Raw genomic sequence first — 24,656 nt, 5'->3', positions numbered from 1 at the left:
TCAGAGCGATGCGTATTTCTTGCGCAGGCGGGTGCGGATCAGCTCCGCGGCGGTGTTCATCACGAAGGTGAACAGCAGCAGCACCATCGCGGCGAGGAACAGCACGCGGTAGTGGGTGCCACCGACCTCGGACTCGGGCATCTCCACCGCCACGTTGGCGGCCAGGGTGCGCAGGCCCTCGAACAGGTTCATCTCCATGATCGGCGTGTTGCCGGTGGCCATCAGTACGATCATCGTCTCGCCCACCGCACGGCCGAGGCCAATCATCAGGGCGGAGAAGATGCCGGGGCTGGCGGTGAGAATCACCACGCGGGTCAGGGTCTGCCAGGGAGTGGCGCCCAGCGCCAGCGAGCCGTAGGTCAGGCTCTTGGGCACGCTGAACACCGCATCCTCGGCAATCGAGTAGATGCCCGGAATCACCGCAAAGCCCATCGCCAGACCAACCACCAGGGCGTTGCGCTGGTCGAAGGGGATGCCCAGATCGTTGGACAGCCACAGGCGCATGTCACCACCGAAGAAGGCGTTTTCCAGATGGCCGCTGATGCTCAGCGAGAAGGCACCGACCACCAGAATCACCGGGATCAGCAGCGCCGCTTCCCAGCCGTCCGGCACCCGCAGGCGGATGCTCTCCGGCAGACGGCTCCAGCCCCAGGCCGCCAGCACGATGCCGATCGGGGTGAGCAGCAGCAGGCTGAAGATCCCCGGCAGGTGCCCTTCCAGGTACGGCGCAAGGAACAGGCCAGCAAAGAAGCCGAGGATCACCGTGGGCAGCGCCTCCATCAGCTCGATCACCGGCTTGACCTTGCGGCGCAGCGCCGGGGCCATGAAGTAGGCGGTGTAGATCGCCGCGCAGATCGCCAGCGGGGCGGCCAGCAGCATGGCGTAGAAGGCTGCCTTGAGGGTACCGAAGGCCAGCGGCGCGAGGCTCAGCTTGGGTTCGAAATCGGTGTTGGCCGAGGTGGACTGCCAGACGTAATCCGGCTCGCTGTAGCTCTCGTACCAGACCTTGCCCCACAGCGCGCTCCAGGACACTTCCGGGTGCGGGTTATCGACTACCAGACGCTGCAGGCGACCGTCTTCCTCGATCAGCACGCGGGTGGCGCGTGGCGACAGGGCGGCGCTCACCGCGCCGTCTGCGACCTTCTCAATCAGCAGGGTGCGGTGCGCGGTGCTGTGGAAGAGGCCCAGATTGCCCTCGGCATCCAGGGCCACGAAGCCCTTGCGCCGCTCCTCGGGGAGGATCTGCACGATGGCGCTGTTACCGAGCTGGAAGTCACGGATCCGGGTCAGGGCCGCCTTGCCATCGGCATCGCGGACCATGAACCACTGGGCCAGCCCACCCTTGGAGTCACCGATCAGCAGCGACAGGCCACCGAGCAGCGGGCTGGCCTTGGTGATGGTGGTGTCGGCATCGCGGGCCAGGTTGTAGCGGCCGTTGAGGGTCTTGCTGCGCAGATCAAACACGTCCGCCGTGGCGCGGCCGTTGAACACATACAGCCACAGATGGCGCGGGTCGATGGCCAGCGCGCGGATCGGATCGGCAATCTGCGGCAGCGCAATGCGCTGCTCGTCGAGGCTCACCTCGCCGGTGAACAGGTTTTCGTTGCGCTCAAGGCTCAGCAGGTGCAGCTCGCTGCCGGTCGAGGCGGCCAGCAGCAGGGTCGAGCCGTTGAGGTTCATCGCCACCTTGTCCAGGGCGCGGCCTTGCGCATCAAGACGGATCGGCGTCTCACCGAACGGATAGAGAATCTCCGGGGTGATGGTCTTGACGTTGTCCGGGTAGGTAACGCGGTAGTTGTGCTGGATCACCAGCAGTCGCCCGTCGGAGAGCCCGAGCGCCACTCGCCGGCTGCCCGGCTGGTCTTCCCGTGAGGAGACGATGCGCACACCCTCAGGCAGCGGCAGCGCGACACGCGCCAGCGCCTCGCCGCTCTTGAGGGCAAAGAACTGCACACTGCCGGCGGCATCCAGGCGCATCGCGACCTGGTTCTGCTCCTCGATGGCCAGCAGCAGCGGCGCGGCCTGTCCAGCCAGCCAGGATGGCTGCTGGGCGCTGCGCGCCTCAAGGCTCGCGCCGCCAAACAGCGGCAACACCACATAGGCGAGGTAGAAGAAGATCAGGGTAATGGCCCCCAGCACCGCCAGGCCACCGATCGACACATACCAGTTGGCCATCCGGTCGCGCAGCGCGCGCAGACGGCGCTTGCGCTGCAGGGTGGGGGTGTTGAAGTCCAGGGGCTGCGGAGAGGTCGATGAAGTCATGATGTGCGGGGCCAGGTCATTCATACGCTCACCCTAGCGGGGTCGTGTGACACAAAGATGACAGCGTTCAGACATGGCAAGGCCCGCCCCGACAGGCGGAGCGGGCCTTGCACGAAAAGGGTGGGCCAGGTGGCCCGTGGCATCCTTGCCGGGGTGAGCCTTACAGGCCCAGATCCTTGAGGACTTTCTCGGCGGTCTTGGCCGGCATCGGGATGTAGCCGTCCTTCATGACCACTTCCTGACCTTCCTTGGAGAGCATCAGCTTGATGAACTCGGCTTCCAGCGGGGCCAGCGGCTTGTTCGGCGCCTTGTTCACGTAGACGTAGAAGTAACGGGCCAGCGGGAATTTACCGGCCAGGGCGTTGGCTTCGTTAGCCTCGAAAGCCTCACCATCCTTCTTGGACAGCGGCACGGCGCGCACGCTGGAGGTCTTGTAGCCGATGCCTGAGTAGCCGATGGCGTTCAGGGTGCTGGAGATCGACTGCACCACCGAGGCCGAACCCGGCTGCTCGTTGACGTTGGCCTTGAAGTCACCCTTGCACAGGGCTTCTTCCTTGAAGTAGCCGTAGGTGCCGGATACCGAGTTGCGGCCGAACAGCTGGATCGGCTTGGCCGCCCACTCGCCGGTCAGACCCAGCTCGCCCCAGGTCTTGATGTCTTTCTCGCCACCGCACAGGCGGGTGCTGGAGAAGATCGCATCGACCTGCTCGATGGACAGCGACTTGATCGGGTTGTCCTTGTGCACGAACACCGCCAGGGCATCGATGGCCACCGGTACGGCGGTCGGCTTGTAGCCGTACTTCTCTTCGAAGGCCTGCAGCTCGCTGTCCTTCATCGGACGGCTCATCGGGCCGAGGTTGGCGGTGCCTTCAGAGAGCGCGGGCGGCGCGGTGGAGGAACCGGCGGCCTGGATCTGGATATTGACGTTCGGGTAGGCCTTCTTGTAGGTCTCGGCCCACAGGGTCATCAAGTTGGCCAGCGAGTCGGAACCGATGCTGGACAGGGTGCCGGAGACACCGGTGGTCTTCTGGTAGGCCGGCAGGGCCGGATCAACGGCAGCGACCGCGCTGCTGGTGGCCACGCCGGCCGCGACGACGCCCATGGCGGCCATCAGATGCTTGAGTTTCATGCCTTGCTCCTGAAGAGGGGAGGTTTTGATTCGGGGGCCAGTATCGGCAGGCCGCATGACTACTCTATGAAGACAGTGTGACAGTTGCATGACGGCCCGCGCCCCACGGCGTGGCTGGGTATACTGCAGCGGTCCGCTGCGCCGCCTGCAGCCCCTCCGAGCCGCATCCATGAGCGATTTCGAACAGGATCACCCCCTCCCGCAAGGCGAGCTGGCCCGCCAGGTCACCGCCCTGCCCCGCGACACCAACGGCTTTGGCGACATCTACGGCGGCTGGCTGGTCGAGCAGATGGACCAGGCCGGTACCGCCACCGCCAGCCGTCTGGCGGCGGGCCGGGTAGCGACCGTGGCCATCGACCGCATGACCTTCATGATCCCGGTGGCGGTCGGCTCGCAGCTGTCCTTCCATACCCAGGTGCTCGATCGGGGCCGCAGTTCGCTGCGCCTGCTGATCGAGGTGTGGAGCGATGATCCGCTCTCGCGCGAGCAGCGCAAGGTCACCGAGGCGGTGTTCGTGTTCGTCGCCATCGATGGCAGCGGCCGCACCCGTCCCCTGCCACCGCTCAACGGCCTACGCGATTAAGCCCGGTTTCAGCGAAAGCCCCTACGCTGTCTCCACACCCACCCGATACAGGTACCCGACCATGAAAAACCGTACCCTGCTGGCCCTGCTGATCGCCCCGCTGTTTTCCACCGCCGCCCTGGCCGCCGGCTACACCGGCCCTGGCGCAACCCCGAGCGCTGCGGCTGTCAGTGGCTACACCGGCCCCGGCGCCGTTCAGGCCAACCGCGTAGCCGCCGCCCTGGAAGCTGCCGATGACACCCCGGTGGTGCTGGAAGGCCGCCTGCTGCGCCAGATCCGCGGCGAGCACTACGAGTTCGCCGATGACAGCGGCACCATCGAGGTCGAGATCGACCACGAGGACATGCCCGCCCAGCCGATCGACCAGAACAGCCGCGTGCGCCTCTACGGTGAAGTGGATCGCGACCTGACCAGCCGTAGCATCGATGTAGACCGCGTCGAGCTGCTGCCCTGATCGCCCGCCCCACGCGCCCTGAAACGACAACGCCAGCCTGCGGGCTGGCGTTGTCGTTGCGTGATCCGTCCGGCGATCAGCCGCGGATGTTGTAGATCAGCTTCTCGTTGTCCTCGGCGTAATCGCGCAGGCGCTTGAGATAAGCCTTTTGCGCCGCCCAGACCTTGCCGGCCACCGGATCCGCCGCGGCCGAATCCTCAACCGCCTGGGACGCCACCTCGCGCAGGCGCTCCAGCACCGGCTCCGGCAGACGCCGCACCTCGACGCCCTCGGCGCGAATTTTCTCCATCGCCTCCATGTTGCGGGCGTTGTAATCGTCGAGCACATCGCCGTTCACGTCCCGCGCCGCGGCGCGGACGATGGCCTGCAGATCCGCCGGCAGGCTGTTCCAGGCCGCCTCGTTGACGGTCAGCTCGAAGGTCACGTTCGGCTCCTGCCAGCCCGGGGTGTAGTAGTACTTGGCGACCTTGTGCAGGCCGAGCGCCAGGTCGTTGTACGGGCCGATCCACTCGGTGGCATCGATGGCACCGGTCTGCAGCGCGGTGAAGATCTCGCCGGCCGGCAGGTTGACCACCGTACCGCCCATGCGAGTCAGCACCTCGCCACCCAGGCCCGGGGTGCGCATCTTCAGGCCCTTGAAGTCATCGATGCTGTTGATTTCCTTGTTGAACCAGCCGGCGGTCTGTACCCCGGTGGCGCCACAGGCGAACGGCACCACGCCGAACGGCTTGTAGACCTCCTCCCACAGCGCCATGCCGCCGCCGTAATGCAGCCAGGCGTTCATTTCCTGGGCGTTGGGGCCAAACGGCAGCGCGCAGAAGAACTGCGCCGCCGGCACCTTGCCCTTCCAGTAGTAGGGGGCGCTGTGGCCGAGTTCTGCAGTACCGCGCGAGACGGCATCGAACACTTCCAGCGCCGGCACCAGCTCGCCGGCGGCGTAGACCTTCACCTGCAGGCGGCCACCGCTCATCTCGTTGACCAGACGGGCAAAGCGCTCGGCACCCACCCCCACCCCCGGGAAGTTCTTCGGCCAGGAGGTGACCATCTTCCAGGTGAAGGTCTGCTGCGGCGCCTCTGCGGCGGCCGCCGGGGCGCTTTCCTGCTGGCAACCGGCCAGGGCGGTGGCTGCCAGGCCGACACCGGCAGCAGCGAGAATGTCACGACGTTTCATGAGCAGCTCCTTGTTATTCTCGGGCCCGCCCGGCCACGGAACGGCAGGCGGGACAGCGCTTACAGGCTATACCTGATGCACCAGCATAGCCATGCTCGCAACCACTCGTCGCCGGCATTGATTGCCGCCACTGCCGGGCATTGCGAGAATCGCCCCACCTCCCCTTACAAGGAACCGCCCCATGTCGAGCACATCCCCTCCCCTGCTGGCGCTCGCCCGCGCCCTGCAGGCCGTCAACGACCGGCTGGGGCGCGCCTGCGCCTGGCTGACCCTGTTCCTGGTGCTCGGCACCACCGTGGTGGTGGTGCTGCGCTACGGCTTTGGCATCGGCGCCATCGCCCTGCAGGAAGCGGTGATCTACGCCCACGCCCTGGTGTTCATGGGCGCCGCGGCATGGACCCTGCAGCGCGGCGGCCATGTGCGGGTGGACATCTTCTACCAGAAGCGCTCGCCGCGCGCCCAGGCGCTGACCGACCTGCTTGGTCACCTGTTCCTGCTGCTGCCGGTGTGCCTGTTCCTGGCCTGGAACAGCTGGGGATATGTCAGCGCCTCCTGGTCCACGCTGGAAGGCTCCAGCGATGCGGGCGGCCTGCCTTACGTCTACCTGCAGAAGAGCATCATCCTGGTGCTGCTGGTCAGCCTGATCCTGCAGGCGCTGGCCGATGTGATCGTCTTTGCCTATCGCCTGAGCGGTCGCCTGCCGTTCCCGGAGGTGCAGCATGGCTGAATTGATGGCAATCCTGCTGTTCGTGGCCATCTGCCTGGTGCTGATGGCCGGCTACCCGGTGGCCTTCACCCTGGGCGGGGTCTCGCTGCTGTTCGCCGGGGCCGGCATCATGCTGGGCAGTTTTGATGCCAGCTACCTGAGCGCGCTGCCCAACCGCCTGTTCGGCATCATGAACAACCAGACCATGCTGGCGGTGCCGCTGTTTGTGTTCATGGGCGTGATGCTGGAGAAATCCAGAGTGGCGGAAGACCTGCTGGAATCGATGTCGCGGCTGTTCGGCACCCTGCGCGGCGGTCTGGCAATCTCGGTGTGCGTGGTCGGCGCGCTGCTCGCCGCCTCGACCGGCATCGTCGGTGCCACGGTGGTGACCATGGGCCTTCTGGCCCTGCCGACCATGCTGCGCCGCGGCTACGACCCGGCGATCGCCACCGGCACCCTGGCCGCCACCGGTACCCTCGGGCAAATCATCCCGCCGTCGATCATCCTCGTGCTGCTGGGTGATGTGATGTCCAGCGCCTACCAGCAGGCGCAGCTGAAGATGGGGGTGTTTTCGCCCAAGACCGTCTCGGTGGGCGACCTGTTTGTCGGTGCGCTGCTGCCGGGGCTGGTGCTGGTTGGCCTGTACATCCTTTACCTGATCGGTGTGGCCATCCTGCAGCCCAAAAAGCTGCCGGCCCTCTCGCAGGAGGAGCTGGGGCCGATCGAGTGGGGCACGCTGTTCAAGGCGCTGATCCCGCCGCTGCTGCTGATTGCCGCGGTGCTCGGCTCGATCCTCGCCGGCTACGCCACCCCGACCGAAGCCGCAGCGCTCGGCGCGGTGGGTGCCATGCTGCTGGCGCTGACCAAGGGCCAGCTCAACCGCACGCAACTGCGCGAGGTGGCGCAGAGCACCACGCAAATCAGCGCCATGGTGTTCCTGATCCTGATCGGCGCCTCGCTGTTCTCGCTGGTGTTCCGCGGCTTTGGCGGTGAAGCGCTGATCGAGGAGGCCTTCGCCCAGCTGCCCGGCGGCGTGCTCGGCGCCTTCCTGGTGGTGATGCTGGTGATCTTCCTGCTCGGCTTCATCCTCGACTTCATCGAGATCATCTTCGTGGTGGTGCCGATCGTCGGGCCGGTGCTGCTGGCCATGGGCCTGGACCCGGTGTGGCTCGGGGTGATGATCGCCCTCAACCTGCAGACCTCGTTCCTGACTCCGCCGTTCGGCTTCTCGCTGTTCTACCTGCGCAGCGTGACCCCGGCCTCGGTCGCGACCACCACCATGTACCGCGGAGTGGTGCCGTTCATCATCCTGCAGGCGCTGATGCTGGTGGTCGTCTACCTGTGGCCGGAGCTGGTGACCTGGCTGCCGGAGGTGGTGTACGGCAAGTAAGCCATAGCTCGGTTGAAAGGGCTGGCCTCCCCGGAGTGCCGGCCCTTTTCATTGCTGCAGATCGCTATCCCTACCCCCGCGGCTGCTGCTGGGTGATGCAGTGGATATTACCGCCGCCCAGAAGAATTTCCCGCCCGGGGACCATCCGTACCTCGCGCTCGGGGAACAGCCGGCGCAGGATCGCTGCGGCCTCGGCATCGCAGGGATCGTCGAAGCATGGCGCGATGATCCCGCCGTTGACGATCAAAAAGTTGATGTAGGACGCCGCCAGCCGCAGCCCCGCCTCACGCGGCTGGCTGCCGGCCACCCGATCGATGCCGGCGCACTCCTCGGCACTGACATGCAGCGGGCCGGGGATCGGCATGCGGTGCACGGTCAGTGACCGGCCAGCAGCATCGCGGCTCTGCTCCAGCACCGCCAGCGCCGCGCGGCAGCGTGTCCAGTTGGGGTCCTGCGGGTCGTCCGTCCAGGCCAGCAGCACCTCGCCGGGACGCACGAAGCAGCAGAAGTTGTCGATGTGCCCGTCGGTTTCGTCGTTGTACAGCCCCTGCGGCAGCCAGATGATCTGCCGCACGCCCAGATAGTCGCCCAGCTGCGCCTCGATCGCTGCCCGGCCCCACTGCGGGTTGCGGTTGGGGTTGAGCAGGCACTCCTCGGTAGTGAGCAGCGTGCCCTCGCCATCGACATGAATGGCGCCGCCTTCGAGCACAAAGCCGTCGGTGCGATAGCGGGGCAGCCCCTCGATGGCGAGGATCTTCGCCGCCACCTGATCATCGCGCTGCCAGGGCCAGTACAGCCCGCCCTGCAGCCCGCCCCAGGCATTGAACTGCCAGTCGATGCCGCGCACCGCGCCTTGGCCGTTCACCACGAAGGTCGGGCCGGTGTCGCGCACCCAGGCATCGTCGCTGCTGATTTCCAGCACGCGGATCGCGGGGTGTTCCAGCTGTGCGCAGGCGTTGTCGTACTGTGCGGCGCTGACCCCGACGCTCACCGGCTCAAAGCGCGCAATGGCGCGGGCCACCGCGACAAAGGTCGCCTGGGCCGGCTTGGCGCCGAGCCGCCAGTTGTCCGGGCGCTCCGGCCAGAGCATCCAGGTACGGGCATGGGGCGCCCATTCGGCGGGCATGTAAAAGCCGTCGGCGCGGGGGGTGCTGTCAAGGGTGGGCATGGCATGACCTGTCGGGCGAAGGGGTGGGGCCTGTGCGGGTGCCGCCTACGGGCACCGGCACAGGGCGGGCAATGCGGCGCGGGGCCGGGCTTGCGTATTCGGCGGGCCTACTGGCTGCGCTGCTGGCCGTCCAGCGTGGCCAGCGCGCCGTAGAGCGTGGGGCGCCGGTCGCGGAACACGCCCCAGGCGCTGCGGGTGCGCGCCAGCTGATCCAGGTCGAAGCGCTGTACCCGCACGCCCTCTTCCTGCTCGTCCAGTTCAGCGAGCTTGGCACCAAAGGCGTCGGCGATGAATGAGGAGCCATAGAAGGTGATGCTGTAGCCGTCCTGCTCCTCACGGCCGACCCGGTTGCTGGCCACCAGCGGCAGCAGGTTGGCGCCGGCATGGCCCTGTTGCACGCGCTGCCAGTGGTCGCGGGAGTGGATGGTCGGATCGTGGGGCTCGCTGCCGATCGCCGTCGGATAGAAAAGAATCTCCGCGCCCAGCAGGGCCATCGCCCGCGCGCACTCGGGGAACCACTGATCCCAGCAGATGCCCACGCCGATCTTCGCGTAGCGGGTGTCCCAGACCTTGAAGCCGCTGTCGCCGGGGTTGAAGTAGTACTTTTCGTGGTAGCCGGGGCCGTCGGGGATGTGGCTCTTGCGGTAGACCCCGAGCAGGCTGCCGTCGGCATCGATCACCGCCACGCTGTTGAAGCGCGCCTGCCCGGCACGCTCGAAGAAGCTCACCGGCAGCACCACCGCCAGCTCGCGGGCCAGCGCGCGGAAGCGGGCAATTGCCGGATTGTCCTCAAGGGACGTGGCCAGCTGCAGGTAATCGGGATTGGGCTTCTGGCAAAAATACGGCGTCTCGAACAGCTCCTGGATCAGGATGATCTGCGCGCCCTGCGCCGCGGCCTGGCGCACCAGGCCTTCGGCCACGTTCAGGTTGGCGGCGCGATCCCAGGAGCAGGCCATCTGGGTGGCGGCGACGGTGACGGTACGGGACATGGACGACCTCACAGGCAATGACGGAAGACGTCTTCACTCTGGTAGAGGATCGCCCGGTGGTCAAATCGCCGCCGGGCCGGGCACCGTCCGCGGCCCGGCGGCAAGGCTTACACGGTGTGCAGGTACCAGTTGTACTCAAGGTCGGAGATCGAGTGCTCGAACTCCTCCAGCTCGTGTTCCTTGCAGGCCACAAAGACATCGATGTAGTCGGCACCGATGTACTGCTCCAGCACCGCACTGTCGTCCAGTGCGCGCAGAGCATCACGCAGGTTGTTGGGCAGGCTCTGCTCGAGCTGCTCGTAGGAGTTGCCCTCGATCGGCGCGCCCGGCTCCAGACGCTGAGTCAGCCCGTGATGCACTCCGGCCAGCAGCGCGGCCATCAGCAGATAGGGGTTGGCATCGGCACCGGCGACCCGCTGCTCGATGCGCAGCGCGTCCGGGTTGCCGGTCGGCACGCGCAGCGCCACGGTGCGGTTGTCCAGCCCCCAGGATGGCGCGTTGGGCACGTAGAACTGCGAGCCAAAGCGCCGGTAGGAGTTGACGTTGGGGCACAGAAAACCCATCGCCATCGGCAGGGTATCCAGCACACCGGCAATGGCCTGGCGCAGGTTGTCGCTTTGCAGCGGATCATCGGCGGCAAAGATGTTGCGGCCCTCGCCATCGAGCAGCGAAACATGCACATGCAGACCGTTCCCCGCCTGGCCCGGGTAGGGCTTGGCCATGAAGGTGCTGTCCATCTCGTGATCGTAAGCAGTGTTCTTGATCAGGCGCTTGAGCAGCACCGCGTAGTCACAGGCCTTGAGCGGATCGGCCACGTGGTTGAGGTTGACCTCGAACTGCGCCGGGGCGCTCTCCTTGACGATGGCATCGGCCGGGATGCCCTGGATGTGCGCGCCGTCGAGGATGTCGCGCAGGCAGTCGGCGTACTCGTCCAGGTCGTCGATGGAGTAGACCTGCACCGCCTGCGGGCGCTTGCCGGAGATCGGCGAGCGCGGCGGCTGCGGGCGGCCGTTCACGTTCTCCTGGTCGATCAGGTAGAACTCCAGTTCAAAAGCCGCGCACACGGTCAGGCCCATGTCGGTAAAGCGCTGCGCCACCCGGCGCAGCACCTCGCGCGGGTCAGCGAAGAACGGCGTGCCGTCCAGCTCATGCATGGTCATCAGCAGCTGCGCAGTGGGCCGGCGCTGCCAGGGCTCCATGCTCAGGGTGCCGGGAATCGGGAAGCACACCCGGTCACCGTCCCCGAGCGCAAGACCCAGCCCCGAACTTTCGACGGTCGAGCCCTGGATATCGAGGGCGAACAGCGAGGCCGGCAGGTTGATGCCCTTCTCGAAGACCTTGAGCAGCATGCTGCGGTCGATGCGCTTGCCGCGCACCACGCCGTTCATGTCGGCGATCAACAGATCAATGAAATGCACCTCAGGGTGCTCTTCAAGAAACCGGGTCGCTTCATCGAGCCGGGCAGCACAGAGAGGGGCCGACATGATCGCGTTCCTTCTTTTTGTCAGGCATTTCAGGACGTTGGCACTTTGACCCGAGTCAAACGAAAAGCCCGGAGCTTGTCAACACGGCCAAGCATTGCAAGGCGTGTAGGCCGAAGCGGCCCCGGCCGGGCGGCTGCACTCGGCAAAACGGCCGCGATTGTCGCCGTTCGGCAAGCCGACTACTCTGGAATGCAAGCCCCCTACCACGCCTGTTCCGGAGTGTCCTGCCATGTCCCGCCAGCCCCTGATCGGTGTTTCCGCCTGCACCCGGCAGCTCGGTCTGCACCCCTTCCACATCGCCGGTGACAAGTACCTGCGGGCGGTGGCGCTGGCGGCGGATGGCCTGCCACTGGTGATCCCCGCGCTGCCCGAGCTGATCGGCATCGACGAGCTGCTCGGGCATCTGGATGGCCTGCTGCTCACCGGTTCCCCCTCCAACGTACACCCCCAGCACTACCAGGGCGCCGACAGCGAACCGGGCACCCACCACGACACCCCGCGCGATCACATGACCCTCGCACTGATCCGCGCCGCGGTGGCCGCCGGCGTGCCGCTGCTGGGCATCTGCCGCGGGTTTCAGGAGATGAACGTGGCGCTGGGCGGCAGCCTGTACCAGAAAGTTCATGAAACGGGAACCTTCATGGACCATCGTGCTCGTGATGAAGACCCGCTGGATATCCAGTACGGGCTGCGCCATGCCATCGATGTTCAGCCCGGCGGGCTGTTCGAGGCCCTGGGCCTGCCGGCACGCTTTGAGGTCAACTCGGTACACGGCCAGGGCGTGGAGCGTCTGGCGCCGGGCCTGCGGGTCGAGGCGCTGGCCCCTGACGGGCTGATCGAGGCCTTCTCGCTGCCGCAGGCGCAGCGTTTCACCGTGGGCGTGCAGTTCCATCCGGAATGGAAGGTGCTCGAACACGCCCACTACCAGACCCTGCTGCGCGCCTTCGGTGACGCCTGCCGCGAGCGTGCCGCCCAGCGCTGACCCCTCGCCAGCCGCGCAGCCCCCTGATGAGGTAGTTATGTCCAAGACCATGGAGCAGCTGAGCGACTGGCTGCGCGAACACCGGATCACCGAGGTCGAGTGCCTGCTGCCGGACCTCAATGGCATCGCCCGCGGCAAGATCGCCCCGACCAGCAAATTCCTCAACGAAGGCGGCATGCGCCTGCCGGAAAGCGTGCTGCTGCAGAGCGTCACCGGCGACTACATCGAGGACGCACTCTACGACGCGCTGCTCGACCCTGCCGACATCGACATCTTCTGCCGCCCGGATGAGCAGGCGGTGTTTCTGGTGCCCTGGGCCAGCGAGCCGACGGCGATGGTGATCCACGACAGCTTCGACAAGGCCGGCAAGCCCGCTGACCTGTCGCCGCGCAACGTGCTCAAGCATGTGCTGGCGCTGTACGCCGAGCGCGGCTGGAAGCCGATCGTCGCCCCGGAAATGGAGTTCTACCTGACCCAGCGCTGCCCCGACCCCGACTACCCGCTGCAGCCGCCGGTGGGTCGCTCGGGCCGGCAGGAGACCGGTCGCCAGTCGTTCTCCATCGATGCCGCCAACGAATTCGACCCGCTGTTCGAGGACATGTACGACTGGTGCGAGGCCCAGGGCCTGGATCTGGACACCCTGATCCACGAAGAGGGCACCGCGCAGATGGAGATCAACTTCCGCCACGGCGATGCCCTGCATCTGGCGGACCAGATCTTCGTCTTCAAGCGCACCCTGCGCGAGGCGGCGTTCAAGCATGGCGTCACCGCCACCTTCATGGCCAAGCCGATGACCGGCGAGCCGGGCAGCGCCATGCACCTGCACCAGAGCGTGATCGATCTTGAGAGCGGGTTGAACGTGTTTTCCAACCCGGACGGCAGCATGAGCACGCTGTTCCTGCAGCACATCGGCGGCCTGCAGCGGCTGATCCCCGAGGCGCTGCCGCTGTTTGCACCCAACGTCAACTCGTTCCGCCGCTTCCTGCCCGGCACCTCCGCGCCGGTCAACGTCGAGTGGGGCGAGGAGAACCGCACGGTCGGGCTGCGCGTCCCCGAGGCGCCAGCGCAGAGCCGGCGGGTGGAGAACCGCCTGCCCGGCGCCGATGCCAACCCCTATCTGGCGATCGCTGCCAGCCTGCTGTGCGGCTACATCGGCATGGTCGAGGGCCTGCAGCCCGGACCGCAGGTGCGCGGGCGCGCCTACCAGCGGCGTAGCCAGCGCCTGCCGCTGACCCTGGAGGCCGCGCTGGAAGCCATGGAGCAGTCGCAGAGCCTGATCCACTATCTGGGCCAGCGCTTCTGCCGCGGCTATGTGGCGGTCAAGCGCGTCGAGCACGAGAACTTCAAGCGGGTGATCAGCTCCTGGGAGCGGGAATTTCTGCTCACCAGCGTCTGAGCCGGGCGCGGGCCGGGCTTTTAGCGCCTGACCGCGCACCTGCCTGTTGAGTGACGGCGTGCACCTTGCCAGACTGCGCCGGTGCGATGGCCAGGCCACCGGAGGGTGTGCGGTTCGCTGGCGCGCCGCTGCAATGACCCGCAATCGATCAGGAGAGACGCATGTCCATGTTCGCCAAGACCCTTCTCGCCACCGCCCTGACCACCAGCCTGGTCGGCCTTGCCCAGGCACAGGACAAGGTGGTGCACATCTACAACTGGTCCGACTACATCGCCGAGGACACCCTGGCGAACTTCGAGAAGGCCACCGGCATCAAGCCGGTCTATGACGTGTTCGACAGCAACGAGGTGGTCGAGGCCAAGCTGCTCTCCGGAGGCTCGGGCTACGACGTGGTGGTGCCGTCCAACCAGTTCCTCGGCAAGCAGATCAAGGCCGGCGTGTTCCAGAAGCTCGACCGCAGCCAGCTGCCCAACTGGGAAAACCTCAACCCTGACCTGCTCAAGGCGCTGGCGAACAGCGATCCGGGCAACCTGTACGCCTTCCCCTACCTGTGGGGCACCACCGGCATTGGCTACAACCCGGACAAGGTCAAGGCCGCGCTCGGCGTCGACAAGATCGACTCCTGGGACGTGGTGTTCAAGCCGGAAAACCTGGAGAAGCTCAAGGCCTGCGGCGTCGCCATGCTCGACGCCCCGCAGGAGATCATCGCCGCCGCCCTGCACTATCAGGGTCTTGCGCCGAATCCGCAGAACGCCGCCGATGTCGCCAAGGCCGAGAAGCTGCTGCTGGAAGTGCGCCCTCACGTCACCTACTTCCACTCCTCCAAGTACATCTCTGATCTGGCCAACGGCAACGTCTGCCTGGCGGTCGGCTGGTCCGGCGATATCCTCCAGGCCCAGGCGCGCGCCAAGGAAGCCGGCGGCAACGTGAAGGTCGAGTACGTGATTCCCAAGGAGGGCGCCGCGGCCTTCTTCGACATGATGGCCATCCCGGCGGATGCCAAGAACGTCGAGGCGGCCCATGCTTTCCTCAACTACATCCTCACCCCCGAGGTGATCGCCCCGGTTTCTGACTACGTGTCCTACCCCAACGGCAACGCCAAGGCCACGCCGCTGGTCTCCGAGGAAATCCGCAACAACCCGGGCATCTACCCGGATGCAGAGACCCAGCAGAAGCTCTACACCTTTGCCGAGCTGAACCCGCAGGTGCAGCGCGCCCTGACCCGCAGCTGGACCCGCATCAAGTCCGGTCGCTGAACCGCGGATAGAGGGATGGCGGGCTGAGCCAAGGCGGCCTTTTTTGCACGGGCGACCCTACGCAGGCGCCCTGCACAATGGCAACATGCGCAGCCCGCCGGAACAGCCCCCGAACCTGTCCGGCCCGCGATTCCCGCCCGGGGATGACCCAGGTACCGCCCGCCGCCGCACGCCCTGACCAGCATGCGGCGGTGTGCTGTCTGCCCTCCGGCAGACCCTTCGACATTGGGAGTGTGTGATGGCGATAGCCTCCAGTGCCAACAAGAAACCCCCGTCCGGCGTACCGGAGCGGGATGTTCTGGTCCGCATCGAGCGGGTCAGCAAGCAGTTCGATGAGACGGTGGCGGTCGATGATGTCTCGCTGAGCATCCACAAGGGCGAGATCTTCGCCCTGCTCGGTGGCTCAGGCTCGGGCAAATCGACCCTGCTGCGCATGCTGGCCGGCTTCGAACGCCCGAGCGAGGGGCGGATCTTCCTCGATGGCCAGGACATCACCGACCTGCCGCCCTACGAGCGGCCGATCAACATGATGTTCCAGTCCTATGCGCTGTTCCCGCACATGAGCGTCGAGCAGAACATCGCCTTCGGCCTCAAACAGGACGGCCTGCCCAGGGACGAGATCGCCGCACGGGTCGCTGAGATGCTCAAGCTGGTGCACATGACCCAGTACGCCAAGCGCAAGCCGCACCAGCTCTCCGGCGGCCAGCGTCAGCGCGTGGCGCTGGCCCGCTCGCTGGCCAAGCGGCCCAAGCTGCTGCTGCTCGATGAGCCGATGGGCGCGCTGGACAAGAAATTGCGCTCGCAGATGCAGCTGGAGCTGGTGGAGATCATCGAGCGGGTCGGCGTGACCTGCGTGATGGTCACCCACGATCAGGAAGAGGCGATGACCATGGCCGCGCGCATCGCCATCATGCATCAGGGCTGGATCGCCCAGGTCGGCAGCCCGATGGACATCTACGAGACCCCGGCCAGCCGGCTGGTCTGCGAGTTCATCGGCAACGTCAACCTGTTCGAGGGCGAGCTGATCGACGACAGCAGCGACCACGCGGTGATCGCCTGCGCGCAGCTGGAGCGGCCGATCTACGTCGGCCACGGCATCTCCACCCGCGCCGAGTCACGTCAGGTAACCTACGCGCTGCGCCCGGAAAAGTTGCTGCTCAGCAGCCAGATGCCCGAGGTCGAGCACGCCGACTACAACTGGAGCAGTGGCCGGGTGCATGATATCGCCTACCTGGGCGGGCATTCGGTGTACTACGTCGAACTGCCCTCAGGGCTGGTGGTGCAGGCGTTCATGGCCAACTCCGAGCGCCATGTGAAGCGCCCGACCTGGGGTGATGCGGTGTACCTGCACTGGGTGGATGACAGCGGCGTGGTGCTGCAAGCATGAACGCGCTCAAACGCCTGCTGCCCACCGGGCGCCAGCTGGTGATCGGCGTGCCGTTCTTCTGGCTGCTGCTGTTCTTCCTGCTGCCGTTTGCCATCGTGCTGAAGATCAGCTTTGCCAGCGCCGCCGTGGCGATTCCGCCCTACACCGAGGTGCTGCAGTATCTTGACCAGCAGCTGCAGCTCGTCCTCAACCTCGGCAATTACCTGTTCCTCGCCGAGGACGAGCTGTACCTGGCCGCCTACCTCGGCTCGCTGAAGATCGCCGCAGTCAGCACGCTGCTGTGCCTGCTGCTGGGCTATCCGATGGCCTACGCCATCGCCCGCGCGCCGCGGGAGCGGCAGATGGTCTATCTGCTGCTGATCATGATGCCGACCTGGACCGCGCTGCTGATCCGCGTCTATGCGTGGATGGGCATCCTCGGCAACAACGGCCTGCTCAATGCCGTGCTGCAAGGGCTGGGGCTGATCGAGGCACCGCTGCAGATCCTCAACACCGACATCGCGGTGTACATCGGCATCGTCTACGCCTACCTGCCGTTCATGGTGCTGCCGCTCTACGCCAACCTGGTCAAGCACGACCCAAGCCTTCTGGAAGCCGCGGCGGATCTGGGCTCACGGCCAGTTGCGAGCTTCTGGAAAATCACCGTGCCGCTGTCCAAAAACGGCATCATCGCCGGCTGCATGCTGGTGTTCATCCCGGCGGTCGGCGAGTTCGTGATCCCGGAACTTCTGGGCGGGCCGCAGACGCTGATGATCGGCAAGGTGCTCTGGCAGGAGTTCTTCAACAACCGCGACTGGCCGGTGGCCGCGGCACTGGCGGTGATCATGCTGGTGCTGCTGATCGTGCCGATCGTGCTGTTCAACAAGAACCAGGCCAAGGAACTGGAGGGCAAGCCATGAGCCGGCGCTGGAGCTTCTCGTCGCTGATGCTGGTGGCCGGGCTGCTGTTCGTCTACCTGCCGATGGTCATCCTGGTGATCTACTCGTTCAACGCCTCGCGGCTGGTGACGGTGTGGGGCGGCTGGTCGCTGCAGTGGTATGCCGGGCTGCTCGACAACAGCCAGCTGATGAGCGCGGTCGGTCGCTCGCTGCAGGTGGCGCTCTATACGGCGATTGCCGCCACCGCGCTCGGTACGCTGGCGGCCTTTGTGCTGACCCGCATCCCGCGCTTCAAGGGTCGCACGCTGTTTGGCGGGCTGGTCACCGCGCCGCTGGTGATGCCCGAGGTGATCACCGGTCTGTCGCTGCTGCTGCTGTTCGTGGCCATGGCCCAACTGGTCGGCTGGCCGGCGCAGCGGGGTCTTTTGACCATCTGGATCGCCCACACCACCTTCTGCGCAGCCTATGTGTCGGTGATCGTCTCGGCGCGGCTGCGTGAGGTCGATCAGTCGATCGAGGAAGCGGCGATGGATCTGGGCGCGCGGCCGTGGAAGGTGTTTCTACTGATCACCGTGCCGATGATCGCGCCGTCGCTGGCGGCCGGAGCGATGATGTCCTTCGCCCTGTCGCTGGATGATCTGGTGCTGGCGAGCTTTGTCTCCGGCCCCGGCGCTACCACCCTGCCGATGGAGATCTACTCGGCGGTGCGCATGGGGGTGAAGCCGGAGATCAACGCGGTAGCCAGCCTGATCCTGCTGGCGGTTTCGCTGTTCACCTTCCTCGCCTGGTACTTCACCCGCCGCGCCGAGGAGCGCCGCAAGCGCGCCCTGCAGCTGGCGATTCTCGAAGCGACCCAGGGCAGCTGAGCATGGGGCGCCCGCCGCTGGCGGGCGCCTTACTCAGCGTTTTACTGAGCGCCCTGCTCGGCGCCGAGCAGCACCGGCAGCTGCTCGGCCAGCGCCGCCACCTTGAGCGGCGCGCGGATAAAGCCGCGCTGCCGCCCGTCCGGGCCGATCAGCGCCAGATTGCCGCTGTGATCCACGGTATAGCGCGCCTTGCGGGTGTCGCCCGGTACAAAGGGAATGCTCACCGCCCGCGCCAGCGTCTGGATATCCGCCAGCTCGCCGGTCAGCCCCTGATAGCCCGCCCGGTAAAAGCCCAGGTAGCGGCCGAGCTGCTCAGGGGTGTCGCGGTGCGGATCGACACTGACCATCAGCACCTGATAACGCCCGTGCAGCGCCTCAGGCAACAGGCGACGCAGCTGGCTGAGTTCGGCCAGGGTGGTCGGGCAGATGTCCGGGCAGAAGGTGTAACCGAAGAACATCAGCGTCCACTGCCCGCGCAGCTGATCGAGAGCACGCGGCTGGCCGTCGGTATCCAACAAGGTGAGCGCTGGCAGCGCGCGCGGCTGCGGCAGCAGCACGATGCCAGCCTCGCGCAGGGCCGCCTGCTCGGCGGCGGGCAGGCTGCGGTCGATCGCCCGCCACAGCAGCAGGGCCGCGCCCAGCAGCAGGGCAACGAGCAGAATGATCAGGGTCTTGTGCTTGGCAAACATCGGCGGCCCACTCGGCAAGAAAAGCCCATAGCCTACTGCAAGATCGCCTTAGCGGCCTGTGGCCGGCTGTCACGGGCCGGCCCGTGGGCGGGCCTTATTGCTGACGCTGGCGGGCGTTGATGCGCCGCAGCTCGGCACCGGCGCGGTGCATGTTGTCGATGCTGGTGGCCATCGCATTGAAGCCCTGCTGGGGAGCCGGCAGGTGGCGGTTGAGCAGCCGCCCGGCATCGCGGTGCAGGGTGCTGGCGGCGCTGCCGACTTCTTCAAACAGCGTGTCGAAGGAGTCGCGCACCAGGGCGCGCAGTTGCACCACCGGATCAGGCTGCTGCACGAGGCGGCGCTGGTCGGCACCGATCACTTCCGGAGCGGCGACCACGTCCACCATGCACAGGCAGACGACGGCGAGCAGAGGAGCCAGTGAGCGTTTTTCACAGAGTTTCATGGTCGAATCCTCCGTAACACCACCCCTCCCAGAGGTGGCATCACGATCTGCGGCGAACCGCATGGCCGGTGTCCCTGTTGTCTACAACATCCCTGTACATCCTGGTCGGCCGATACGGAGCCCTTGATGGCCCAGCATTGCTGTACATATCCAGACAACCTGTACAACCTTGAACTGAGACTAGCCGCACACCTTTACAAGTCAAATACACCCGTACAGCTTTTCCCGCCCCTCACCCAGCCCCTGCCCGCCAACATGCAAAAAAATGTGTCAGCGCCGATCAACGGGCCTGCAGCCGCCTGATCAGGCAGGCCTGATTAGATAAAAAAATCAACCAAATCAATAACTTATTAAAACCAAGCATGGCGCAGAATCACCGGCTTCCGGGGGGAAGATCCGGCGTCTGTGACTCGCCTTTGCGGGTGTGGCGGGCGGCTTTGGCGGTTGAGCCGGTCATTTTTCTGTGCCTACCCTGAAAAGGCATCCCCAAGCACAGCGCAAGGATTTTGTTTTGAAGCACTCCCCCGTTCGGCTGCGTCGCCCCCTCGACCACGACGGTTACGCACTACATCAGCTAGTGGCCCAATGCCCGCCGCTGGATCGCAACTCGGTGTACTGCAACCTGCTGCATTGCAGTGATTTTGCCGACACCGCCATCGCCGCCGAAGATGCCCAAGGGCATCTGGTCGGCTTCATCAGCGGCTACTGCCCGCCCCCGCGTCCCGACACCCTGTTCATCTGGCAAGTTGCGGTCGATCCCGCCCGGCGCGGCGAAGGCCTGGCGCTGGACATGCTGCTCGCCCTGGTCGAGCGCGTGGCCCGCGAGCGCGGCATCCGCTACCTGGAAACCACCATTTCCCCCGACAACAGCGCCTCGCGCGCGCTGTTTCGCAAGGCCTTTGCCGCCCTTGGCCTCGAGGTGCAGACCCGCGTGCTGTTCTCGCGCGCGCAGCACTTTGCCGGCCAGCACGAGGATGAAGTGCTGTACCGCGCCGGCCCCCTCCACGATTTCCCCATCCGCCAACCCCAGGAGACCGCATGAATCTCTTCGAGAAACACGAGTCCGCTGTTCGCAGCTACTGCCGATCCTTCCCGGTGGTATTCCAGAAGGCGCGCGGCGTCGAACTGACCACCACCGACGGCAAGACCTATCTGGATTTTCTCGCCGGTGCCGGCACCCTCAATTACGGCCACAACCATCCGGTGCTCAAGCAGGCGCTGCTCGACTACATCGAGCAGGACGGCCTGACCCACGGCCTGGACATGCACACCGCCGCCAAGGCGCGTTTCATCGAGACCTTCCAGCGGCTGATCCTCACGCCGCGCCAGATGCCCGGCTACCGCATGCAGTTCACCGGCCCGACCGGTACCAACGCCGTCGAGGCGGCGCTCAAGCTGGCGCGCAAGGTCACCGGGCGCAGCGGCATCCTGAGCTTCACCAACGGTTTTCACGGCTGCACCCTGGGCGCGCTGTCGGCCACCGGCAACCAGCACCATCGCGGCGCGGCGGGCACCGGGCTGGGTGATGTCAGCCGCATGCCCTACGCCAACTACTTCGGCCAGCAGGTCGATACCATCGCGATGATCGACAAGCTGCTGGACGATCCGAGCAGCGGGGTCGACAAACCGGCCGCCGCCATCGTCGAAGTGGTCCAGGGCGAGGGCGGGCTGAATGTCGCGTCTGCCGAGTGGATACGCCAGCTCGAGCGGCTGTGCCGCAAGCACGACATGCTGTTGATCGTCGATGACATCCAGGCCGGCTGCGGCCGCACCGGGCACTTCTTCAGCTTCGAGCAGATGGGCATCCGCCCGGACATGATCACCCTGTCCAAATCGCTGTCCGGCTATGGCCTGCCGTTCGCCCTGCTGCTGCTGCGCGAGAACCTCGACCAGTGGGCGCCCGGCGAGCACAACGGCACCTTCCGCGGCAACAACCATGCCTTCATCACCGCCACCGCGGCGCTGGAGCATTTCTGGCAGGACGACCAGTTCGCCGCCAGTGTGCGCAGCAAGGGCCAGCGCATCGCCGAGCACCTGCAGCGCATCATCCGCCGCCACGGCCCGGACTCCCTGAAGCTCAAGGGCCGCGGCATGATGCTCGGCATCGCCTGCCCGGATGGCGAGCTGGCCGCCGCGGTGTGCCGCCACGCCTTCGCCAACGGCCTAGTGATCGAGACCAGCGGTGCCCACAGCGAGGTGGTGAAATGCCTGTGCCCGCTGATCATCCGCGAGGAGCAGATCGACCGTGCCCTGCATATCCTCGATGCCGCCTTCGCCGCCGCCTGCGCCGAGCAGGCCACCCGTCAAGTCAGCTGAGGAGCCTGCCATGATCGTTCGTACCCTGGCCGAGTGCGCAAAGTCCGGCCGCAAGATCGTCAGCAAGACCTGGGACAGCACGCGCATGCTGCTCAAGGATGACAACATGGGCTTCTCGTTCCATATCACCACTATTTATGCGAACAGCGAGACGCACATCCACTACCAGAACCACCTGGAATCGGTGTACTGCATCAGCGGTGAGGGCGAGATCGAGACCCTGGCCGATGGCAAGGTCTACCCGATCAAGCCCGGCACCCTCTATATCCTCGATCAGCATGACGAGCACCTGCTGCGCGGCTTCAGCGAAATGCAGATGGCTTGCGTGTTCAACCCGCCGCTCAACGGCCGCGAAGTGCACGATGCCGACGGCGTTTATCCGCTGGATGGGCAGTCGCTGGACTGAATCAACACGTCTATCCGCCGCGGGCCGCAGTGCCCGCCGGCTGCGTGGTATTCTTCGCGCCCCGGACCCCTGAGAGGGCGCGCCGGCGCCTTCGCTCACCGGCCTTTGGGCTGGCAGGGCGAGACCCTTTCCACGACCGAATGCCTGGAAGAACATGCATACCGTAGAAAAGATCGGCGGCACCTCGATGAGCCGCTTCGAGGAGCTCCTCGACAACATCTTCATCGGCTCCCGTCAGGGCGAGGCGCTGTACCAGCGCATCTTCGTGGTCTCCGCCTACAGCGGCATGACCAACCTGCTGCTGGAGCACAAGAAGACCGGCGAGCCGGGCGTCTACCAGCGCTTTGCCGATGCCCACAACGAGGAAGCCTGGCGCGCCTCGCTGGAGGATGTGCGCTCGCGCATGCTGGCCAAGAACGCCGAACTGTTTGTCGGCACCCCGGAACTGGAGGCAGCGGATCGCTTCGTCAATTCGCGCCTTGATGATGCCCGCGACTGCATGGACAGCCTGCATAAGCTGTGCAGCTACGGCCACTTCCAGCTCAGCGAAAACCTGATGAAAGTGCGCGAGATGCTCGCCTCCATCGGCGAGGCGCACAGCGCCTTCAACAGCGTGCTGGCCCTCAAGCAGCGCGGCATCAATGCCCGCCTGGTTGACCTGAGCGGCTGGCAGCAGGATGCGCCGCTGCCCTTCGAGGACATGATCCGCCAGAGCTTCGAGGGCATTGATCTGTCCAGCGAACTGGTGATCGCTACCGGCTACGCCCACTGCAGCGAAGGGCTGATGAACACCTTCGACCGCGGCTACAGCGAAATCACCTTCGCGCAGATCGCCGCCGCCACCGCCGCGCGCGAGGCGATCATCCACAAGGAATTTCACCTCTCCAGCGCCGACCCGAACCTGGTCGGCGTCGACAAGGTGGTGATCATCGGCCGCACCAACTACGACGTGGCCGACCAGCTCTCCAACCTCGGCATGGAAGCGATCCACCCGCGCGCCGCGCGCACCCTGCGCCGCGCCGGCATCGAGCTGCGGATCAAGAACGCCTTCGAGCCCGACCACGACGGCACCCTGATCAGCCAGGGCTATTGCAACCCGCGCCCGTGCGTGGAAATCATCGCCGGCCGCAAGGATGTGTTCGGCCTTGAGGTGTTCGATCAGGAAATGCTCGGCGACCCCGACCACGACATCGAGATCAGCCGCCTGCTCAAGCAGCTCAAGCTCTATGTGGTCAACAAGGACTCCGACGCCAACAGCATCACCTACTACGTGTCCGGCTCGCGCAAGCTGATCAACCGCGCCGCCAAGCTGATCGAGGAGCGCTACCCGGCCGCCGAGGTGACCATGCACAACGTGGCCATCGTCTCGGCGATCGGCTCCAACCTCAAGGTCAAGGGCATCCTCGCGCGTACCGCCACCGCACTGGCGGAGGCCGGCATCAGCATCCAGGCGCTGCACCAGTCGATCCGTCAGGTGGAGATGCAGTGCGTGGTCAATGAAGAGGACTACGACGCGGCAGTGGCTGCGCTGCACCGCGCGCTGATCGAGCCGGAGAACCACAGCGGCGTGATCGCGGCTGCCTGACGGCCGGGCGATGCGTCTGGACCGCTTCCTCGCCAAGCGCCCACATCTGGGGCGTAAGGATGTCCGCCGGCTGCTGCTGCAAGGGCGCGTGCAGGTGGATGGTGAGACCGTCACGGAGGGTCTCACCGAGGTCGATGGCTTCAGTCGCATCTGCCTGGATGGCGACACCCTGCAGGCCGGCAATGTGCGGCGCTACCTGATGCTGCACAAGCCGGCCGGCTGCGTCAGCGCCACCACTGACCCGCAGCACCGCACCGTGCTCGACCTGCTGCCGGAGGCCGAGCGCGACGGCCTGCACATTGCCGGACGCCTGGACGGCAACACCACCGGCCTGCTGCTGCTGACCAACGACGGCCAGTGGTCACGCCAGCTGACCCTGCCGGACAGCCACCTGCCCAAGACCTACTACGTGGAAACCGCCGAGCCGATCGGCGCGCACTACGCGGCGACCTTTGCGCGCGGCCTCTACTTTGCCTTCGAGAACATCACCACCCGCCCGGCGCAGCTGGAAATCCTCGGCAGCCACTGCGCGCGCCTGACCCTGACCGAGGGCCGTTATCATCAGGTCAAACGGATGTTCGGCCACTTTCGCAACGCCGTGGTGCGCCTGCACCGCGAACAGATCGGTCCGCTGGTGCTGGGCGACCTGCCGCTGGGGGCGTATCGGGCCTTGAGCGGTGCGGAAGTAGCGGGAATGCGTGCGGGAGCGGCAGGATGACGGGCGATGCGCCCGTTTAGCGGTGCTTGTACTGCGTGGGGCAGTAGCCGCGCGTGATCTCCGGGCTGCGCAACTGGCTGTGCTTGGTCTTGCGCCCCGAGACGCGCTCACGCCATAACCTGAAGCTGCCCGGCTTGAGCCGGCTGCGCATGAACTGGATGACTTCAGGCTCGCTCAGGCCAAATTGTACCGCGATCGCCTCAAAGGGCGTGCGGTCTTCCCAGGCCATTTCGATGATGCGTGATTCGATGTCTGGGGATAGTTCCATTTCAAGTTACCGGGTTCTGAAATGAAGAGAGTTGGCTTTGTATTAATCCGGCAGCCCAATACCCCAAATCATGCGGCATACGCGATTTTGGGATGTCGGAAGTAGGATCGAATCCGTTCAGGCCTGGATTG

General features: G+C 65.8%; 24 protein-coding genes. 15 read left to right on the top strand and 9 right to left on the bottom strand.

What is annotated here, in order from left to right; translation table 11 throughout:
* Together MXC11_RS09885 and MXC11_RS09880 are read right to left on the bottom strand one after the other, a co-directional pair.
* Window positions 1-2,286, bottom strand: coding sequence for an ABC transporter permease subunit (locus MXC11_RS09885; protein WP_250010036.1), 2,286 nt, complete (start codon window positions 2,284-2,286; stop codon window positions 1-3).
* A 136-nt stretch (window positions 2,287-2,422) separates the two neighbouring features.
* Window positions 2,423-3,391: a PstS family phosphate ABC transporter substrate-binding protein gene (locus MXC11_RS09880; protein ID WP_250010035.1), complete on the bottom strand. Its 969-nt coding sequence runs from the start codon at window positions 3,389-3,391 to the stop codon at window positions 2,423-2,425.
* A 169-nt stretch (window positions 3,392-3,560) separates the two neighbouring features.
* Here MXC11_RS09880 and MXC11_RS09875 point away from each other — a divergent pair, with 169 nt between their 5' ends.
* Both MXC11_RS09875 and MXC11_RS09870 read left to right on the top strand, forming a co-directional pair.
* Window positions 3,561-3,974, top strand: a complete 414-nt coding sequence (locus tag MXC11_RS09875) for an acyl-CoA thioesterase (protein WP_250010034.1) — start codon at window positions 3,561-3,563, stop codon at window positions 3,972-3,974.
* A 61-nt stretch (window positions 3,975-4,035) separates the two neighbouring features.
* On the top strand, window positions 4,036-4,428 hold the full coding sequence (locus tag MXC11_RS09870; protein WP_250010033.1) for a YgiW/YdeI family stress tolerance OB fold protein: 393 nt from the start codon (window positions 4,036-4,038) through the stop codon (window positions 4,426-4,428).
* A 76-nt stretch (window positions 4,429-4,504) separates the two neighbouring features.
* Here MXC11_RS09870 and MXC11_RS09865 read toward each other — a convergent pair whose 3' ends face one another.
* On the bottom strand, window positions 4,505-5,599 hold the full coding sequence (locus tag MXC11_RS09865) for a TRAP transporter substrate-binding protein (RefSeq protein WP_250010032.1): 1,095 nt from the start codon (window positions 5,597-5,599) through the stop codon (window positions 4,505-4,507).
* A gap of 181 nt (window positions 5,600-5,780) precedes the next feature.
* Between MXC11_RS09865 and MXC11_RS09860 the strand changes: the two genes are divergently transcribed.
* Window positions 5,781-6,326 (top strand): TRAP transporter small permease subunit, encoded by a 546-nt coding sequence (locus tag MXC11_RS09860; protein ID WP_250010031.1) that lies wholly within the window; start codon window positions 5,781-5,783, stop codon window positions 6,324-6,326.
* A complete protein-coding gene (locus tag MXC11_RS09855; RefSeq protein ID WP_250010030.1) occupies window positions 6,319-7,695 on the top strand; it encodes a TRAP transporter large permease in 1,377 nt (458 codons plus the stop codon). Before MXC11_RS09860 ends, MXC11_RS09855 begins: the two co-directional genes overlap by 8 nt.
* Window positions 7,696-7,765: 70 nt before the next feature.
* On the opposite strand, the gene aguA is transcribed toward MXC11_RS09855, so the two are convergent.
* The 3 genes from aguA to MXC11_RS09840 all read right to left on the bottom strand — a co-directional run bounded on the left by aguA (window position 7,766) and on the right by MXC11_RS09840 (window position 11,336).
* On the bottom strand, window positions 7,766-8,863 hold the full coding sequence (aguA, locus tag MXC11_RS09850) for an agmatine deiminase (RefSeq protein ID WP_250010029.1): 1,098 nt from the start codon (window positions 8,861-8,863) through the stop codon (window positions 7,766-7,768).
* A 107-nt stretch (window positions 8,864-8,970) separates the two neighbouring features.
* Window positions 8,971-9,852, bottom strand: coding sequence for an N-carbamoylputrescine amidase (aguB, locus tag MXC11_RS09845; RefSeq protein WP_250010028.1), 882 nt, complete (start codon window positions 9,850-9,852; stop codon window positions 8,971-8,973).
* A gap of 107 nt (window positions 9,853-9,959) precedes the next feature.
* Window positions 9,960-11,336 (bottom strand): glutamine synthetase family protein, encoded by a 1,377-nt coding sequence (locus tag MXC11_RS09840; protein ID WP_250010027.1) that lies wholly within the window; start codon window positions 11,334-11,336, stop codon window positions 9,960-9,962.
* Window positions 11,337-11,565: 229 nt separating this feature from the next.
* Between MXC11_RS09840 and MXC11_RS09835 the strand changes: the two genes are divergently transcribed.
* From MXC11_RS09835 to MXC11_RS09810, 6 genes are all read left to right on the top strand, one after another.
* A complete protein-coding gene (locus MXC11_RS09835) occupies window positions 11,566-12,318 on the top strand; it encodes a gamma-glutamyl-gamma-aminobutyrate hydrolase family protein (protein WP_250010026.1) in 753 nt (250 codons plus the stop codon).
* A 37-nt stretch (window positions 12,319-12,355) separates the two neighbouring features.
* On the top strand, window positions 12,356-13,714 hold the full coding sequence (locus MXC11_RS09830) for a glutamine synthetase family protein (RefSeq protein WP_250010025.1): 1,359 nt from the start codon (window positions 12,356-12,358) through the stop codon (window positions 13,712-13,714).
* A gap of 161 nt (window positions 13,715-13,875) precedes the next feature.
* Window positions 13,876-14,970 (top strand): polyamine ABC transporter substrate-binding protein, encoded by a 1,095-nt coding sequence (locus MXC11_RS09825; protein WP_250010024.1) that lies wholly within the window; start codon window positions 13,876-13,878, stop codon window positions 14,968-14,970.
* 238 nt (window positions 14,971-15,208) lie between these two features.
* Window positions 15,209-16,357: an ABC transporter ATP-binding protein gene (locus tag MXC11_RS09820; protein ID WP_250010023.1), complete on the top strand. Its 1,149-nt coding sequence runs from the start codon at window positions 15,209-15,211 to the stop codon at window positions 16,355-16,357.
* A gap of 17 nt (window positions 16,358-16,374) precedes the next feature.
* Window positions 16,375-17,256 (top strand): ABC transporter permease subunit, encoded by an 882-nt coding sequence (locus MXC11_RS09815; protein ID WP_250010052.1) that lies wholly within the window; start codon window positions 16,375-16,377, stop codon window positions 17,254-17,256.
* Window positions 17,253-18,101, top strand: a complete 849-nt coding sequence (locus tag MXC11_RS09810) for an ABC transporter permease subunit (RefSeq protein WP_250010022.1) — start codon at window positions 17,253-17,255, stop codon at window positions 18,099-18,101. The genes MXC11_RS09815 and MXC11_RS09810 overlap by 4 nt, the downstream gene beginning before the upstream one ends.
* A gap of 41 nt (window positions 18,102-18,142) precedes the next feature.
* Here the strand turns inward: MXC11_RS09810 and MXC11_RS09805 are convergent, their stop codons facing one another.
* Both MXC11_RS09805 and MXC11_RS09800 read right to left on the bottom strand, forming a co-directional pair.
* On the bottom strand, window positions 18,143-18,790 hold the full coding sequence (locus MXC11_RS09805) for an SCO family protein (RefSeq protein WP_250010021.1): 648 nt from the start codon (window positions 18,788-18,790) through the stop codon (window positions 18,143-18,145).
* 94 nt (window positions 18,791-18,884) lie between these two features.
* On the bottom strand, window positions 18,885-19,232 hold the full coding sequence (locus MXC11_RS09800) for a hypothetical protein (protein ID WP_250010020.1): 348 nt from the start codon (window positions 19,230-19,232) through the stop codon (window positions 18,885-18,887).
* 511 nt (window positions 19,233-19,743) lie between these two features.
* On the opposite strand from MXC11_RS09800, the gene ectA reads away from it, so the two are divergent.
* The 5 genes from ectA to MXC11_RS09775 all read left to right on the top strand — a co-directional run bounded on the left by ectA (window position 19,744) and on the right by MXC11_RS09775 (window position 24,257).
* On the top strand, window positions 19,744-20,274 hold the full coding sequence (gene ectA, locus MXC11_RS09795; protein ID WP_250010019.1) for a diaminobutyrate acetyltransferase: 531 nt from the start codon (window positions 19,744-19,746) through the stop codon (window positions 20,272-20,274).
* A complete protein-coding gene (gene ectB, locus MXC11_RS09790) occupies window positions 20,271-21,548 on the top strand; it encodes a diaminobutyrate--2-oxoglutarate transaminase (RefSeq protein WP_250010018.1) in 1,278 nt (425 codons plus the stop codon). Before ectA ends, ectB begins: the two co-directional genes overlap by 4 nt.
* 10 nt (window positions 21,549-21,558) lie before the next feature.
* Window positions 21,559-21,954 carry an ectoine synthase gene (locus MXC11_RS09785; RefSeq protein WP_250010017.1) on the top strand — a complete coding sequence of 132 codons (396 nt, stop codon included), beginning with the start codon at window positions 21,559-21,561 and terminating at the stop codon, window positions 21,952-21,954.
* A gap of 154 nt (window positions 21,955-22,108) precedes the next feature.
* The gene (locus MXC11_RS09780; protein ID WP_250010016.1) at window positions 22,109-23,539 is read left to right on the top strand and encodes an aspartate kinase; all 1,431 of its coding nucleotides are present in this window, start codon (window positions 22,109-22,111) and stop codon (window positions 23,537-23,539) included.
* A gap of 10 nt (window positions 23,540-23,549) precedes the next feature.
* Window positions 23,550-24,257, top strand: a complete 708-nt coding sequence (locus tag MXC11_RS09775) for a pseudouridine synthase (protein ID WP_250010008.1) — start codon at window positions 23,550-23,552, stop codon at window positions 24,255-24,257.
* 16 nt (window positions 24,258-24,273) lie between these two features.
* Here MXC11_RS09775 and MXC11_RS09770 read toward each other — a convergent pair whose 3' ends face one another.
* Window positions 24,274-24,525 (bottom strand): TIGR03643 family protein, encoded by a 252-nt coding sequence (locus tag MXC11_RS09770; RefSeq protein ID WP_284060469.1) that lies wholly within the window; start codon window positions 24,523-24,525, stop codon window positions 24,274-24,276.
* Window positions 24,526-24,656 lie beyond the last annotated feature (131 nt).

The sequence above is a fragment of the Pseudomonas eutrophicaquae genome (assembly GCF_023544715.1).
GTDB lineage: Bacteria > Pseudomonadota > Gammaproteobacteria > Pseudomonadales > Pseudomonadaceae > Geopseudomonas.
The sequence above is the reverse complement of the archived record's forward strand: the minus strand, read 5'-3'. Positions and strand labels throughout refer to the sequence as shown.

Excerpts from the sequence above, each read along its gene's own strand:
- MXC11_RS09800 (WP_250010020.1), bottom strand. The coding sequence starts at position 19,232 with ATGAAACTCTGTGAAAAACGCTCACTGGCTCCTCTGCTCGCCGTCGTC.
- MXC11_RS09825 (WP_250010024.1), top strand. The coding sequence starts at position 13,876 with ATGTCCATGTTCGCCAAGACCCTTCTCGCCACCGCCCTGACCACCAGC.
- MXC11_RS09775 (WP_250010008.1), top strand. The coding sequence starts at position 23,550 with ATGCGTCTGGACCGCTTCCTCGCCAAGCGCCCACATCTGGGGCGTAAG.
- MXC11_RS09855 (WP_250010030.1), top strand. The coding sequence starts at position 6,319 with ATGGCTGAATTGATGGCAATCCTGCTGTTCGTGGCCATCTGCCTGGTG.
- MXC11_RS09875 (WP_250010034.1), top strand. The coding sequence starts at position 3,561 with ATGAGCGATTTCGAACAGGATCACCCCCTCCCGCAAGGCGAGCTGGCC.
- MXC11_RS09780 (WP_250010016.1), top strand. The coding sequence starts at position 22,109 with ATGCATACCGTAGAAAAGATCGGCGGCACCTCGATGAGCCGCTTCGAG.
- ectB (WP_250010018.1), top strand. The coding sequence starts at position 20,271 with ATGAATCTCTTCGAGAAACACGAGTCCGCTGTTCGCAGCTACTGCCGA.
- MXC11_RS09835 (WP_250010026.1), top strand. The coding sequence starts at position 11,566 with ATGTCCCGCCAGCCCCTGATCGGTGTTTCCGCCTGCACCCGGCAGCTC.
- MXC11_RS09830 (WP_250010025.1), top strand. The coding sequence starts at position 12,356 with ATGTCCAAGACCATGGAGCAGCTGAGCGACTGGCTGCGCGAACACCGG.
- MXC11_RS09885 (WP_250010036.1), bottom strand. The coding sequence starts at position 2,286 with ATGAATGACCTGGCCCCGCACATCATGACTTCATCGACCTCTCCGCAG.
- MXC11_RS09820 (WP_250010023.1), top strand. The coding sequence starts at position 15,209 with ATGGCGATAGCCTCCAGTGCCAACAAGAAACCCCCGTCCGGCGTACCG.
- MXC11_RS09880 (WP_250010035.1), bottom strand. The coding sequence starts at position 3,391 with ATGAAACTCAAGCATCTGATGGCCGCCATGGGCGTCGTCGCGGCCGGC.
- MXC11_RS09870 (WP_250010033.1), top strand. The coding sequence starts at position 4,036 with ATGAAAAACCGTACCCTGCTGGCCCTGCTGATCGCCCCGCTGTTTTCC.
- MXC11_RS09865 (WP_250010032.1), bottom strand. The coding sequence starts at position 5,599 with ATGAAACGTCGTGACATTCTCGCTGCTGCCGGTGTCGGCCTGGCAGCC.
- MXC11_RS09785 (WP_250010017.1), top strand. The coding sequence starts at position 21,559 with ATGATCGTTCGTACCCTGGCCGAGTGCGCAAAGTCCGGCCGCAAGATC.
- MXC11_RS09860 (WP_250010031.1), top strand. The coding sequence starts at position 5,781 with ATGTCGAGCACATCCCCTCCCCTGCTGGCGCTCGCCCGCGCCCTGCAG.
- MXC11_RS09810 (WP_250010022.1), top strand. The coding sequence starts at position 17,253 with ATGAGCCGGCGCTGGAGCTTCTCGTCGCTGATGCTGGTGGCCGGGCTG.
- MXC11_RS09840 (WP_250010027.1), bottom strand. The coding sequence starts at position 11,336 with ATGTCGGCCCCTCTCTGTGCTGCCCGGCTCGATGAAGCGACCCGGTTT.
- aguB (WP_250010028.1), bottom strand. The coding sequence starts at position 9,852 with ATGTCCCGTACCGTCACCGTCGCCGCCACCCAGATGGCCTGCTCCTGG.
- aguA (WP_250010029.1), bottom strand. The coding sequence starts at position 8,863 with ATGCCCACCCTTGACAGCACCCCCCGCGCCGACGGCTTTTACATGCCC.
- MXC11_RS09770 (WP_284060469.1), bottom strand. The coding sequence starts at position 24,525 with ATGGAACTATCCCCAGACATCGAATCACGCATCATCGAAATGGCCTGG.
- MXC11_RS09805 (WP_250010021.1), bottom strand. The coding sequence starts at position 18,790 with ATGTTTGCCAAGCACAAGACCCTGATCATTCTGCTCGTTGCCCTGCTG.